We start from the raw sequence: 14,969 nt of genomic DNA on the forward strand, positions 1-14,969 counted from the left end.
TCTCCTCCTATTCCTTAATGGCGCCGATCAAAACGCCCTTGACGAAATATTTTTGCAAAAACGGATACAGCAGCAGAATGGGCAATGTCGATACGATAATCGTCGCATATTTAATTGTATCCGCGATAGCGATCCGGTCTCCCGAGGCTTCCGTCATCATGCTGTCGGTTGTATTGGTAATCAGGATTTCGCGCAGCACGAGCTGAAGCGGGAACAACTCCCGGTCCCTTAAGTAGATGAGCGCGCCGAAATACGAATTCCAGTGCCCCACGGCATACCATAAAACCATGACCGCGATGACGGGCATGGACAGTGGAATGATGATCCGGAACAGAATAATCAGATCGCTTGCACCGTCGATTTTCGCCGATTCCTCAAGACTTATCGGGACGGACTGAAAGGCGGTCCGCATAATGATCATATTAAACGTCCCGATCATCCCCGGGATAAGCATCGCCCAGATCGTGTTCAGCATCCCTAGATTATTGATCAGCAGATAAGTCGGAATCAGGCCGCCTCCGAAAAACATGGTGATGACGATCAGCATCATCAGCAGGTTTTTGAAGTACAAATTTCTGCGGGACAGCACATACGCGCCGATAGCGGTAGCCACCAGATTGATGACCGTGCCTACAACGACGTAGATCAGCGTGTTGCGGTAACCCGTCGTAATCATCGGATTTTCAAACACCGCCTTATAGGCGTCGAAATTGATATGGAGCGGCATCAACAGCAGCCCGCGGTGCTGGGCCAGGGAAGCGGGATCACTGACCGAAGCGAAGGCAACATATACGAATGGGTATAGGGTGACGAAACACAGGCTTATCATGATCAGCGCGTTGAAGCAGGTGAATATTTTTTCTCCGGCGGATAATTTGTTTGCCATGACCGACGCCCCTTTCTACCAAAGTTTATGTTCGCTGACCCGCTTGCTGATCGAGTTCGCCAGAACCAGCAAGATAAAGCTGACCACCGAGTTAAATAATCCGACGGCGGTCGTAAAGCCGTAATCCGTCTCCAGAACCCCTCTCCGGTATACAAAGGTCGAGATCACGTCCGCCGTTTCATAGGTAAGAGGGCTGTACATCAGCAGCACCTTCTCGCTGCCCACACTGAGCATGGAGCCCATATTGAGAATAAAAATGATGATGATGGTCGGCAGCATGCCCGGCAGCGTGATGTGCAGCATCTGCTTCCAGCGCCCTGCCCCGTCCATCTTGGCTGCCTCGTACAAGGTCGGATCGATGGTGGCGATCGCCGCCAGATAAATGATCGATCCCCAGCCCACGCCCTGCCAAATGCCGGAGCCGACATATAGGGGGCGGAACCAGCCCGCTTCACTCATGAACGGGATCGATTCTATACCGAAAAAGCCCAGGAGCTGATTAATCAAGCCGTCTCTTGCGAGAAAATCGAACATGATGCCGGTCACGACGACGATGGATACAAAATGCGGCAAATAGGATATCGTCTGGACCGTACGCTTAAACAGGCGGCTGCGGATTTCGTTCAGCAGCAAGGCCAGGATTATCGGTGCCGGAAACGCAAAGATGAGCTCGTAAACATTAATCAGCACAGTATTGCGCAGAAGGCGTTCGAAATAATAGCTGTCGAAGAAATTGCGGAAATGCTCAAAGCCAATCCACTGGCTTCCCCAAATGCCGTCAGCGATGCTGAAGTCTTTGAAAGCCATCAGCAGGCCGTACATGGGGCCGTAGTGGAAGACGGCATAGTACAGAATGACGGGTATCGCTAGTATGTAAACGAATTTGTTCCGTCTCAAATCTTTAACAATCGTTGACCATTTCCCTTTGCGATGCTCAAGGAGATAATCCTGCGCAGCAGACAATCGAATCCCTCCCTCCAAAAATAAATTGCACGCCAAGAGCGGCTGAGACAGAAAGAATGTTTCCGCCGCTCCAGGGCGATCTACCGTTGTCCGTAACGCTCCAAGGCTTTCTGCTGTATTTCAAGCGCTTCTTTCAGCCCCATGCCTTCAATCGTTTTAACGTACTTATCAAATTGATCCAAAGGCTCGGCACCCATAACGAACTTCAAATACATCTCGTCCTTGTATGTGTTGATATCCGTCATAATGGAGGCATAGCGGCTGCTCTCGGATTGGGTCGGCGTTGTGCGCGGCATTTTCTTCTCCATGGTCGGCTCGGCCCAGATGATCTTGGATTCCAGCTGATCCGGCTCGGTGGTATATTGTTCATCAAACCGAATATCGAGCATGAACGGTCCGCTGAAAGTGGCGCGGTTATGCTTGGACATGGACTGGATCAGCGGCAGCCCGGCCTTGTCGTTCAACACTTCCGGCTTAAACACCGGCTTGCCGTCCTCCATCGTGTAGCTGACGCCCTCTTTTCCGAAGTTGAACAACAGGGTGCCTTCCTCGGAATATCCGTAATCCAGCCACTTGACGGTTTCGATCGGGTTTTTGTTGCTGGTCGTTATCGCCGCCCCTACCCCGGTAAATGCGTGGTCTTTATAACCCCAAATCTGCTTGTCGCCTTTGTTCATCACAGGGTAAGGGGCTGCCACCAGCCTAAAGCTCGGATCCTTATCCTTCATCAGCGTTCCATACTTGCCGATCCCACTGCCTGTGTATAGAATGGCGGAACCGATCTGCCCGCCGGTGATCTTCGCCTCCAGCATTTTCGCATCGGTCGTGGCAAAGTCCGGATCAAGCAGTCCCTCCTTATACCACTGGTTCATGAGCATTAAAAACTCCTTGAATCTCGGATCCGTCGGACCGTATTTTACTTCCCCGTCTTCTTGGTAAAATCCGGCATTGATTCCCCATGCGCCGAGAAATGCTGTCGTTGTATCGACATCGCCCTTTGCCAGATACAGCGGAATCTCATCAGCCTCACCATTGCCGTTCGGATCCTGCTCCTTAAATGCTTTCAGCACGGCGTACCATTCATCGATGGTGGTTGGCATCGAAAGTCCAAGCTTATCAAGCCAATCCTGCCGGATCGTCGGTCCCAGAAATACCTTGAGCCTGTCGTCGGTGCGCAGGAAAGGGAACGCGTATATGCTGCCGTCATCGGTCATGATTTCTTTTTTCCATTCCGGATTATCCTCAAGCACCTTTTTAAAATTCGGGGCATATTGATCGATCAAATCGTTGAGTTTGATAATTTTGCCGTCCTTGATCGCCTTTTCCGGACCGCCAGGGTAACCGGCCCATGAATATTCGATGACATCCGGAAGCTTATCCGAGGTCATCATAAGGTTGAACTGCTCCGTAGCCTGCTGACCCTGCGGCGGATGCTGAAAATCCACCTTCACGCCGGTGACCTTCTCCAGTTCCTTATACGCCTCGATATCGTTATAACTCTTCATCGTGGCGGATACTTGACTGACCATCTGCACCCAATAACTTAATTGCGATAAAACCGGTGGGGATTCAGGATTTTCCTTCGCTACCGGTTGATCCTTGTCCGGGCCGCTGCAGCCGGCCGCCGTCATGACTGTGACGGCAGCGAGCAGAACGATCCAGAATGGCTTAAACCTGTTTAACTTCAATATCATTCGCCTCCCTTTTTATTCGCGTGCTGTGCGATCTTCTTGTTTGTTATGCACCTACTTTACAGATCCGTTTGGCGGTTGAACACTGCCGTGTTTTCTAATTGTGCAATACTTTCTTAAGCCGGTACATGGTCTAAATTTAATCTCGGACTGATTTTTTTAGTGATTGCATGGTCTTGAAAGATTTAAAGGGCGGCCGGAAAGGCCGCCCCTTGCATGAAGGTAAGCTGCTAGGAAACCTCGCTTCGGCTTCGAATGTAGGCTATGTCCCCAAGAAGAAGCTCCGCGAAGCCTGCATCGATATGCTTGCCCTGCTGTGCTTTGATGGCGTGCTCCAGCGAAGTCAGCGCATCTTCGGCGGCTTCGCTTCCGGCCGGGTGCTGCTGGAAATCCGCGATTTTGGCCAATAAGCTTTGGGAGATGCCATGGTTGTCGATCCAGCCCTTCTCTTCCCCTGCTCTCACGATATCGTCGAGCTGTTGCTGATCGACAACGACTTCGAATGGGTATTCGCGAGCCGTGATATTCCCGGCTGCATCTTCGGCCATAATCCGAAGAGTGTGCGGTCCGGCCGTTAGCGTTAACGGGTCTCTAACCAGCGTTTCTGCAGCTTCCTTGCCATCCAGTTCCACGATGACGCCGGATACACCGCTTAATGAGTCCGTGATTTGAGGTGAGATGGTGAACCGCTCGGTCTGGTATACGGACTGGGTCACGTTTGCCCTAATTTCCGGCCCGGTCCGGTCGATCTTCACCGTTTTGGAAGCCTCGTCGCTTGTCACGCCCGACATCGCGGCCGCCCGGGCATGTATCGTTGTCTCGCCTTCCGCTTCTACAAGTATGGGAGCCGTGTAATCCGTCCATTTGCCCTCGGATCCAATCTTGTACTGGCTTCGCATGCCCGCCGCTTCGGCTTCCGCTGTCATGGCAACGGTGAGCTTCACCGATTCACGGTTCCATTCGGCTTCCATGTCGGCCTTGATCTCGGGAGGAGCGTTCAGCGTATGCGTCTCCCGCAGCCGCCACACCTCCTGCGAAGGCATCGGGAGATTCAGGGCGTCAACGCGGGAACGAACTTCTTCTTTGGAATACGGCAGCGCCCATTTGTCAAAGAACTCCGTCAGATTCTCACCTGCGATGGTGGATGCCATGATCACAAACGTATCGATCTCCTCTTGGTTCGTCGCAGGCAGCTGCGATGCTGGCAGCTCCCGGTACGCCTTATGAAGCTCAGCGTAGAAATCCCACCCGTAAGCTAGCGACAGCTGACGGAACATCACGAGATAACCGAAGAGATCCAGCTGGCCCGAGCTGCCGAACGACTTGTTTGGTATGTCGCTTTCGATATAATCAAATGCGCGGTCGTAGAAGTCCTTTCCTTCCGCGTTCCGAATCAATAAGTTGCTGCTGTTGCCGAATTTTTCTTGGACATATAAAGAATAAATATTAACGGTAATTTCGCCCGTTACGTTCCAGTTCCAAGCTCCTTGCTGATATTCGTGGCCGGTCTCGTGCCAGAAGCCCCATCCACCTTGCGTTACGCGGGATATGTCAACGGCATGACCCGCGGAAGGATCAATGTGGAACATGATGGGATAGCCGGCATGCATATAACCCGCGCTAATCTGTCGATCCGCAACATAACGGAACGGAAGGTCTATACTCTTATGCGGCAGCGGTTGATTCGGGGAAAGCCCTGCAACTTCCTCTGTATAGTCCACGATCGCGTCCCACTTCTCCAGTAATTGCTGCGGATCTCCAAGCTGCCTGATATACTCTGACGGAAGCGTCAAGATCACTCTGCGTCCCTGCAGTTCGGCCCAGGGAGCAGGATAATCACGAACAGCGTTCTCCCATTGATCGGGAGAGGTCTCTCCAAGGATATAATACGGCGCTTGAACCCCGCCGCTGATTTCAATATTCGTCTCAACACCAGGCTGCGGCTTGGTCGGAATCAGGTAAATCAGACCGCCATACGGGCTGCGAATCCGATTTTCACCCGGAAGAAGCGATTTTCGCTGCGTTATGACCGGAGGTCTTTCCCATTCTGTTTTACTTGTCAAATTGTCCGTGTGTGCCCCAACCTGCACATCCAGATGCTGCGTGCCTTCAGGGACCTGAACCGTCACCCATTCCCCGGCCGGCGCGTATATCCCCGTGCTGATCCAATTCTTTGGAACCGTGCCTTGACGTAAATAGTCAAAGGTTGAATAATCAAAATTCACGTGAACCGATTGTCCCGTCACCCGCGGGGCGTCCGTCGGAACGGCTCCAGGAAATTGATCGGCATAAGGGGATTTGGGTGCCGTCAGATCATTGCCGATCCGCCCTAATTGAAAAGCTAACAATGCACTGGTATAGGGCGCTTTGGATCGATCCAGCGGAAACGTAAGCTGGGACTCCAAATCGCTGGCATCCTGCTCGATCACGGCATACAGCGGACTTTGAGGGGTGATGCTGCTGACGGTTCCACCGGTCACCGAAGCGATGACCTGCAGCTTCTTATCTGCGCCGGCGCCCGGCCGCCCGACGTTCACCTGATCTGGCAACAGCGTTCCTGCCTCAATCGCTTCAGCCTGCTCCAGCAGCTTTAGCGAGTGATAATTGGCGGATTGCTCTGGCGTCAATTTAGGCAAAGTTTCCGTTCGAGTCGATGCCGTATTGTTCATCAGACCAAGACCCATCCGGTTCAAAAGGCGCTGTACCGGGAAATCCTCACTGAGCCTGCCCGAGCGGCCCTGATATTCATTCCCGAGAAAGACATGCGGATACTGCTCCATCACCCATCCCTTTAAGGGGACTACGACATGACCACCCTGCGCGACGTAATCCTCGAGGACGTCGATCTCACTATCCTTCAGCGTGCCGTCAACATAAGCTACGGGGTAGCGGGACGGATCCAAATGCTCAGGCGTGAATTGCTCCAACCGGACCAGATCGATCGGCACATCGGTTTCGATGGTATAATTCTTCCACGTTGCCGACAACATGGGTAATCGGCCCTTGCCTTCCAATGCCTCCTGATAGGTCAACGTCTCGGAATCCTCGGTCAGCCACAGGAGGATGTTACGGGCCACCGTCTTCCGCTCATCGGTAATATCGGGGGTAAACTTGAAATAAGAATCGTCGCCTGCAACAACGACTTTGCCTTTTCCGTAACGGGCAGCCGCAAGAATTGGCGTCGTGTCGGGGTTGACCGCCAGAACGAAGGCTTGATCTCCGATGGCGGCAACCCCCCCGTTATACGTGGCCGATACCGTCGGATAACCGGACAAATCCTTGTAAATAACATCCAGATCCTGTTGGGTCGCCATATTCGCGGCCGTGTTTGAGTCTAATAAATGAACATCAGCCTGCTCTGTCATACCATTGGCCGCCATCAGTGTCGTTCCTGCTGGCGGAACGGCCACAAGCGCGCACGCAACTGCCAATAACAGCTTCAGCCACTTTTTGGTGTGGAAACCCATAGTCAACCGTTCAACTCCTTTGTCAATGATTTTGTAATCACAATGAAAAACGAATAATTTCAATTCCACCTCCCCCTGCGGCCTCTTCTCCCACGTCCTAAATATAAAACGGCCGCCCGGAACACCATACAGTCGATTTTTAAAATCGGGCTGTATTTTCTCCGGGCGGCACTAACTTTTCTTAATATTCGGTTGACGGTAATCAAACGGTATAACTGTTTCTAATGATCAGCCCCTGGCTGCGGCATCCGCATAGAAAATAATCGTGTAAAATTTCGTTGTCTCGTTGCCAGGGTTCACGTACCGATGGGGCCGGTTAGCCGAGAAATGCACGGAGCTTCCGGCAGGCACGGTGTAGCTTTCGTCTTCGCGCCAGAGCTCCAGCTCCCCCTGATGTACAAAAATATACTCCTCAACGCCATCATTATGAGCTTCAGATCCGTGATCGCAGCCCGGATCCATCATAACCATGTAGGACTCAAATTTAGTGCGCAGGTTGTAGGAGAACAAAGGGTATACCCGGTACGCGCCTTCGGCCTCGTGAAAAGGCTCCACGTCCTCCGGTGATACCACGGTTACTTCGGTTTCCGCCTCTTCGATGAGCGTGGTGAATGAAATGCCGAGGCCGCTAACGATGCGCCATAATACGGAGATCGTCGGGTTGGAATCCCCCCGCTCGATCTGTCCCAGCATGGCTTTGCTTACACCGGTCAACTCGGCTACGTTATCGAGGCTGAGGCCCCGTGATTTGCGGATGGCTTGCAGATTTCTCCCTACCTTTTTATGAATGGGTTCCAAGTGTAACCATATCCTCCTTCTGAAACTAAGCCGTTAACTGATCTTGCTCTGATCCGCTTGCGGCTTCTCCATAAGCTTTGACACCATATCATCGGTCATATGGTTCAAATCATATTGTACATCAAATCCCCATTCTTCGCGTGCTGCAGTTGCATCGATGGAATCCGGCCATTCATTCGCAATCGCTTGACGGACAGGATCCACGTTATAGTCGAGGCTGAAATCCGGTATGTGCCGGCGGATGCTGGCCGCAATACCCTCAGGATCAACGCTCATTGCCGTGACATTAAAGGCATTACGGTGCTTCAGCTTGGACGGATCCGCTTCCATCAATGTCATGATGGCGGAAATCGCATCCGGCATGTACATCATATCAAGGTAGGTCCCTTTATCAATATAAGAAGTGTAGCTGCCATTGCGGATGGCGTCTACATACATCTCAACCGCATAATCTGTCGTTCCCCCGCCTGGAGGCGCGGAGTGGGAGATCAGCCCGGGAAAGCGCAATCCGCGGGTATCCACTCCGAATTTATGGTAATAGTAGTCACACAACAACTCACCGGAAACCTTACTGACTCCATACATCGTTAACGGGCGCTGCAGCGTGTCTTGCGGCGTTGCTCTTTTCGGGGTGTCCGCTCCGAATGCCGCGATGGAGCTCGGCGTAAAGAACTGGCAGGATAATGCCCGTGCCGTCTCGAGCGCGCTTAACAAACCGCCCATGTTCAGGTTCCACGCCAGGGCAGGATTGGATTCTGCCTTGGCGGACAACAGGGCTGCCAGGTGGATAATCGTATCCGCCCGGTGCTCTTTGGCCGCTTCGTGGAAAGCGTGGTGGTCGGTTACATCCAGTATTCTGAACGGTCCTGATTGCAACGTTTCATGCTGAATTTGGCGAATGTCCGTTGCGAGAACCGCTTCTTCGCCGTATATCTTCCGCAATTTTGCCACCAGGTCTGAGCCAATCTGACCGAGCGCACCGGTTACCATAATTCGTTTCATCACTTGTGCCCCCTTATTAGATCAGACCCAGCTCGCGTCCGATGGTTTCATATGCGGAAAGTGCGCGATCCAGCATCTCCTTCGTATGGATGGCGGTTGGCATATTCCGAACTCTTCCCGTGCCTTTTGGCACCGTCGGGAATACAATCGATTTGGCATACACGCCTTCTTCGTACAATCTGGTGCTGAATTTCTGGGTGGTAGCTTCATCTCCAATGATGCAAGGCGTAATCGGAGTTTCCGTACGGCCGACAGAATAGCCAAGATTTTTGAGCCCTTCCTGCAGGTATCTCGTGTTCTCCCACAGCTTCTCTTGAAGGTCCTTACTGTTCCGCAGGATGTCGATAGCCGTGATGCAAGCGGCTACGGTGCCTGGAGGCAGCGCCGTGGAGAACAGGAACGGTCGGCTGCGGACCTTGAGCCAATTCACCAGATCCTGGGATCCGGCAACATAACCGCCGACGGCTCCAACCGCCTTGGACAGCGTGCCGATCTGAATATCTACCCGCTCCGATAAACCGAAGTGCTTCACCGTACCCGCACCGTTTCCAAGTACACCCGATCCATGCGCGTCATCTACATAAGTGATCAAATCATAGGTTTCGGCAATCTCCACGATTTCGGGGAGCTTCGCAATATCGCCGTCCATCGAGAACACGCCGTCGGTAATAACCATAATTTTGTTATATAAACCGGATTCTCTCGCTTCTTTCGCTTTCGAACGCAAATCGTCCATGTCCGAATGGTTAAAACGAATAACCTTCGCCTTGGTCAATCGGCAGCCGTCAATAATGGACGCATGGTTTAATTCATCCGACAAAATCGCATCCCCGGCACCCATCACCGCCGAGATCGCCGCCATATTGCAATTGAAACCGGACTGATACGTCAGCACCGCTTCGGTTCCCTTGAACTGCGCAAGCTTCTCCTCAAGCTCTACATGAAGTGCAAGCGTTCCGTTGATGGAGCGAACAGCGCCGCTTCCGGTCCCGAAATCGGTCGTAGCCCGGATGGCCGCTTCTTTCAATCGCTCATCATTCGCCAGTCCGAGATAGTTGTTGGAAGATAAATTCACGAATTCACGACCCTGAATGGTAATAAGCGGGCCATTCGGACTTTCAAGAGGCTGGATGGTATTATAGAGCCCTTGCTGCTTGAGTTCCGTTAGATTATCCTGTAAGAAAGCGCTTAACGATTGACTGGACATATGAAATTCCTCCCGTGGATCCGAAGTATCTTAACGTACATATCATTTACCATTCCATTGTATGCAAAAAGTCACATGCATGCAATATCCTGCACAAAAATATGTTATATTGCATAAACAAAAAAGCCATGCTTCCTCAATCGAGAAAGCATGGCTTCTTCATGGTTATTCTCTTAACGTCCAAATATCGGTTTGCGGCTTAGGCAAATTCAATGAGGCAATCCTTGCTTTTCCGTCTTCCGTCAGACCTATTGCCCATTTGTCGAAAAATTCAGTCAGGTCCTCTCCAGCCGTTTGAGAAGCTATGACGGCAAAAGTATCGACCGTGCCTTGAATTTCATCGCGGGATAATTCGCGGTATTTCTCGAATATCCGGGTATAGAATTCCCAGCCGTAAGCAAGCTGAAGCTGCTTGAACATCACCAGTCTTTCATAATTGCCGATTTGACCGTATTTTTTTGCCGGATCATGACGTTCTACAAATTCGATTCCCCGGTCATAATAATTCTTGCCGTCATTCCCGATTTTCAATAGTTCGGAGGCATTCCCGTACTTCTCTTGGGTATAAAGTGAGAACAGGTTAACGGTCACTTCCCCGACATCGCTCCAGGTCCATGTCCGCTGCTGGTATTCATGCCCAAGTTCATGCCAGAATCCCCAAGCGCTTGTTTTTACATAATGGACATCCAGCAGGTTGGCCGCATAACTGAACGGCATCATGATCGGATATCCCGCATGCATTGCCCCCGATGAGATCTGTCCGTCGGCGACGTAACGGCGATTCAATTGATGAGCGGTATGCGGCATCGCCCTGTCCGGATCAAGACCTACCAGTTCATCATAACTGTCGTAGATTTCGTCCCAGGTCCGCATTAACTCCTCCGGGTCGGTTACTTGGCGAATCAAATCCGAGGGGAACGTCAGGATAATACGTTCGCCTTGAAGCTCCGCAAAAGGGACGGCAACCGGCCCGGTGCGAATGCTCTCCCATTCCTCAAGCGTAGTCTTGCCAAGCACGTAATACGGTGCTTCCGCCGCACCGCTGATCTTGACGGTTGCCCGGAAATCATCCTTCGCCTTTAGGGGAATGAGATATATGAAGCCACCATATGGGCTGTTAACTTGATGGATGCCCGGGGTCAGCTTCTGGTGGTTTACGATAAGCGGAACTCGTCCCCACTTGCCGGATCCTCTCAAATCGTCATCATGCGAACCGATTTGAACCGTTAAATGCTCCACGCCTTCCGGTACTTCAAGCGTAATCACTTTACCGGGGGGTGCATACAATCCGGTACTGATCCAGTTTTTCGACGGAAGGGCGTGCGTGTACATCGTATTGGGGAAATCAAAGTCGACCTCGACTTCCCGGTCGTTCACGATGACCGCTTCCTCCGAAACTACTCCCGGAAATGCGTCGGCATACGGAGATTTCTCGTTGGCCGGATCCAAGGTAAAATGACTGAAGCGGAAGTTATGCAGCGCATTCGTATAGGGCTGCTGAAATTTTTGGATCGGGAACACGGCGGGCGGCAGGCTGCCGGCCTCCGTATCTGCCCAAGCGTACAGCGGGGATTCGCTGGATAGTGTTTCGAGTGTCTCGTTTAGTATATGGTAGAGCCGCTCCTGTTTTTTGTTCGCAGGGGTGCCCGGCGGGCCGATATCGATTTGATCGTAAGTGATCGTTCCCTCTTCCACTTCCTTGCCTTGAGCAAGCCGTGTCTTGATATGATGTTTGTTGGCTTGCTCATAGGTCAATGCCGATTCGCCCACACTAGACTCCGAGCCTCGGTTCATCAGCGTCAGCCCGGCCCGGTTAAGCAGCTTTTGAATCGCAAAATCACGGCTCAGTCTGGCTCCCCTCAGATTACCGACCTGAAGCACGATTTCCTCAGGGGTATCACGCGTTATTCCCTCGATGCCGCTCAGGTTATCCGCCACGACAATGCCGCCGCCTGACCTTAGATATTGATCCAGCGCATCCAGATCCTTTTCCTTCATCGTTGGGTCTACATAGGCTGCCGCGTATTTTTGCGGATTCAGGTTTACGGAATCCCAACTGTCGATTTTCACCAATTCAATGGGCAAATCCGGGTTTACCGTAAGCCCGGCGGAGGTCGTTATCAATCGAACCTTCTTCCCAGATTTCTTCAATGCATCTTCATAGCGGTTCGTATAATCGTTTCCTTGACCTTGATTCGTGGTGGCATCTTCCGTCAGCCACCATAAAATATTCCGGGCCAGTTTACCGGCAGTATCACCCGCCGACTCAGTCAGATTGAAATACTCCTTGCTCCCCGCGACAACGATACGCCCTTTGCCGTAACGGGCTGCCGAAATCGTTGGAATATAATCGGGCACGTTGATATTGAATGCCGTATCCCCTACTGCAGCAACACCGCCGCCAGCGAAATATGGAATCGCTTGCAAATCCTTATAAAATATGCTGAAATCGTTCTTAAGTACGTCCAGTGGCGTTCCTGCCGACCAAGCGGAATCAGTCGCTCCGGATGATTCAATTTCGGGCATCCCGGCGGTATTTGCCATAGCAGGATCCGTCACCGTCCGTTTACTGATCTCCGCAGGTTCGGCAGATGCAATGGATGCGGTCATTAATAATATCGCGGACCCGATTACTGCGTATTTCTTAATCCGTTTCATCATCATCATTCCTTAACGATTCCTCCTCGATTTCCTTTGATATCCTGATGGAATGGCAGATCAGCCATAAGCTTTGAATTCATTTCCTCCCCCTTGATATGTCATGGAATGCGATTTCTCATTTAGCTTAATGAATGCCGCTCGGATTTGAAATGCATAAAAAACACATCAATGTATCCAAAATACACAACCGGTAGGGGGCAGCCAATGGATATTAACCACCTGAAGTTGATTCAGAACTACCTGGCTAACGCGAATCTTCGCTTATCCATTGCCAAGGTTGATAAAGTGTCCCAGAACTGGCGCTTCTTTAATATGAGGCCGTCCTATAACGCCCTTTATTTTATAAGGGAAGGGGAAGGCTGGATTAAGATCGACGAACAAGAATATCATCCCTCCCCCGGGCAAATCGTGCTCATGCCAGCCGGATCGCTTCATTCCATCTCTGTCGTGGGCGACAATACCTACAGGAAGTTCTGGTGCCATTTTACCGCCAAGGTGGACACGCTGAACTTGTTTCAGCTGATTCATCTTCCCCACGTGCTGGATGTGCCGGACGAGTCATATATGGAGCTGTTATTCAAGGAACTGATCGATGCCTATCGGAGCAGCGCCTGGACCGCCCCACTGCAAAGGAACGAAATACTGATGAAGCTTGTCCGACATTATCTTGACATCGTTCCCGAGGGCCAAATCTCGCTGTCCATGCTGCCCGATATGCAGAAGCTGAACACGGTATTCCAGTATATCGAGGAGCACATCAAAGATAACGTCAGCGTGGAACAGCTGGCAGGACTTATCCATTATAATCCCAACTATTTCATCCGCTTCTTCAAATCCAAAATGAAGATGACACCTGTGCAGTATATTATTAAAGTCAGGATCGAGAAGACAAAAGGTCTACTGATGACCACGGATTTGACGCTGGAGGAAATCGGGAGGAAGGTGGGAATGGAGGTCCATTATTTATGCCGGGTATTCAAGCAGTCCACCAACATGTCGCCGGGGGAATTCCGTAACCAGATCATGTCCAACCGCTAATAAAAATCCCCCTGAGCGGGTTATCGGAATCCTTTTCCGATACCTCCCAGGGGGGATATGAGGGATGACTATTTGATTACGAGTTCCAAATCTCAGGGGTCACCGTTCTTTTGGATGCATTCTCTACTGCTCTACTCATCTATGGTTCCTCCCCCTCACCGAAAAAAAATTTCTCTGTAAGAAAGGTATACCATACTGCTGTCGTTGTACAGTAACTCTTATAAACTATAGCTAACTATAGCTGGAAGCTATACCCATCAAAATCTGGTGGATATCGCTTCATGCAGCGCCTCGACATAAGCGGCAGCAAGCTTGGATAGGGTCGCATTCTTATGGCTGATCCATCCGACGTTGATTGTCTCATCGCATGCGAGCGGAACCGGAATAATCTCGTTCCCGTTCAGGTCAGCGCTCAGCACCCCGGTTGAAATCGTATAGCCATTCAGACCAATCAGCAGATTGAACAGGGTCGCGCGGTCATTGACCCGGATGCTTTTTTTATGGGACAGCGTGCTGAGGATTTCCTCAGAGAAGTGGAACGAATTGTATTCCCCTTGCTCAAATGACAAATACGGATAATTCTGAAGCTCGTCAATGGTCACGATGGACTGCTTGGCCAACGGATTTTTGATGCTGATAAAAATATGCGGTCTGGCCGTAAACAAGCTGGTAAACTGCAGTCCTGCATCCTTCAACAGCTTGTTGATCACCTTGGCATTAAATTCATTGAGGTACAGAATGCCGATTTCGCTGCGCAGGGTCTTGACATCCTGGATGATTTCATAAGTCTTCGTCTCCCGCAATGCCAGCTCATATTCATCCTGTCCGTATTCCTGAACCAGCTTCACGAAGGCATTAACCGCAAAGGCATAGTGCTGTGTGGATACCGAAAAATGCTGCGGAGAAGGCTTCGCGTTCAGATAACGCCCCTCCAGTAGTTCGGCCTGCTCTACCACCTGTCGTGCATATCCTAGAAACTCCGCGCCCTCTTTGGACAATGATATGCCTTTGTTGGTCCGCTCGAATATCGTAATGCGGAGCTCCTCTTCCAGATCCTTGATCGCGTTGGACAGGCTGGGCTGAGAAATGAACAAGCGTTTGGCCGCCTCATTCATCGAGCCTCGATTGGCTACTTCAATGGCGTATTTCAGCTGCTGTAAGGTCAAGAATATCCCCCTCTTTAATTTTGAATTCAGATACCGATAAATAAATCGTATAGAACCATTTTTCATGTTTTAAAATTATATATCTCGATT

Annotated in this window: 10 protein-coding genes; 1 reads left to right on the forward strand and 9 read right to left on the reverse strand. The window is 51.1% G+C overall.

Annotation, left to right across the window (positions count from 1 at the left end):
• Nucleotides 1–7: 7 nt before the first annotated feature.
• The 8 genes from OHJ21_RS15915 to OHJ21_RS15950 form a co-directional block, all read right to left on the reverse strand.
• Nucleotides 8–886, reverse strand: coding sequence for a carbohydrate ABC transporter permease (locus tag OHJ21_RS15915; RefSeq protein ID WP_100538554.1), 879 nt, complete (start codon nucleotides 884–886; stop codon nucleotides 8–10).
• Nucleotides 887–901: 15 nt separating this feature from the next.
• A complete protein-coding gene (locus tag OHJ21_RS15920) occupies nucleotides 902–1,849 on the reverse strand; it encodes an ABC transporter permease (protein WP_100538555.1) in 948 nt (315 codons plus the stop codon).
• 80 nt (nucleotides 1,850–1,929) lie between these two features.
• Nucleotides 1,930–3,537: a type 2 periplasmic-binding domain-containing protein gene (locus OHJ21_RS15925; protein WP_100538556.1), complete on the reverse strand. Its 1,608-nt coding sequence runs from the start codon at nucleotides 3,535–3,537 to the stop codon at nucleotides 1,930–1,932.
• 233 nt (nucleotides 3,538–3,770) lie between these two features.
• Nucleotides 3,771–7,070 carry a M60 family metallopeptidase gene (locus tag OHJ21_RS15930; protein ID WP_486020508.1) on the reverse strand — a complete coding sequence of 1,100 codons (3,300 nt, stop codon included), beginning with the start codon at nucleotides 7,068–7,070 and terminating at the stop codon, nucleotides 3,771–3,773.
• Between the two features lie 165 nt (nucleotides 7,071–7,235).
• Nucleotides 7,236–7,805 (reverse strand): helix-turn-helix domain-containing protein, encoded by a 570-nt coding sequence (locus OHJ21_RS15935; protein ID WP_100538557.1) that lies wholly within the window; start codon nucleotides 7,803–7,805, stop codon nucleotides 7,236–7,238.
• A 33-nt stretch (nucleotides 7,806–7,838) separates the two neighbouring features.
• Nucleotides 7,839–8,807: an NAD-dependent epimerase/dehydratase family protein gene (locus tag OHJ21_RS15940; RefSeq protein WP_100538558.1), complete on the reverse strand. Its 969-nt coding sequence runs from the start codon at nucleotides 8,805–8,807 to the stop codon at nucleotides 7,839–7,841.
• A 16-nt stretch (nucleotides 8,808–8,823) separates the two neighbouring features.
• The gene (locus OHJ21_RS15945) at nucleotides 8,824–10,014 is read right to left on the reverse strand and encodes a glycine C-acetyltransferase (protein ID WP_100538559.1); all 1,191 of its coding nucleotides are present in this window, start codon (nucleotides 10,012–10,014) and stop codon (nucleotides 8,824–8,826) included.
• Between the two features lie 165 nt (nucleotides 10,015–10,179).
• On the reverse strand, nucleotides 10,180–12,681 hold the full coding sequence (locus OHJ21_RS15950) for a M60 family metallopeptidase (protein WP_486020509.1): 2,502 nt from the start codon (nucleotides 12,679–12,681) through the stop codon (nucleotides 10,180–10,182).
• Nucleotides 12,682–12,879: 198 nt separating this feature from the next.
• On the opposite strand from OHJ21_RS15950, the gene OHJ21_RS15955 reads away from it, so the two are divergent.
• Complete coding sequence (locus OHJ21_RS15955) at nucleotides 12,880–13,713, forward strand: helix-turn-helix transcriptional regulator (RefSeq protein ID WP_486020510.1); 834 nt, start codon at nucleotides 12,880–12,882, stop codon at nucleotides 13,711–13,713.
• Nucleotides 13,714–13,970: 257 nt separating this feature from the next.
• Here the strand turns inward: OHJ21_RS15955 and OHJ21_RS15960 are convergent, their stop codons facing one another.
• Entirely contained in the window at nucleotides 13,971–14,879 is a 909-nt protein-coding gene (locus tag OHJ21_RS15960) for a LysR family transcriptional regulator (protein WP_100538562.1), read from the reverse strand.
• Nucleotides 14,880–14,969 lie beyond the last annotated feature (90 nt).

This window comes from Virgibacillus sp. LDC1 (assembly GCF_025792345.1).
Classification (GTDB): domain Bacteria; phylum Bacillota; class Bacilli; order Paenibacillales; family Paenibacillaceae; genus Paenibacillus_AQ; species Paenibacillus_AQ lautus.

Bases quoted from the DNA above. Each gene is read 5' to 3' on its own strand.
- OHJ21_RS15915 (WP_100538554.1), bottom strand. From the start codon at position 886: ATGGCAAACAAATTATCCGCCGGAGAAAAAATATTCACCTGCTTCAAC.
- OHJ21_RS15940 (WP_100538558.1), bottom strand. From the start codon at position 8,807: ATGAAACGAATTATGGTAACCGGTGCGCTCGGTCAGATTGGCTCAGAC.
- OHJ21_RS15945 (WP_100538559.1), bottom strand. From the start codon at position 10,014: ATGTCCAGTCAATCGTTAAGCGCTTTCTTACAGGATAATCTAACGGAA.
- OHJ21_RS15950 (WP_486020509.1), bottom strand. From the start codon at position 12,681: ATGATGATGATGAAACGGATTAAGAAATACGCAGTAATCGGGTCCGCG.
- OHJ21_RS15955 (WP_486020510.1), top strand. From the start codon at position 12,880: ATGGATATTAACCACCTGAAGTTGATTCAGAACTACCTGGCTAACGCG.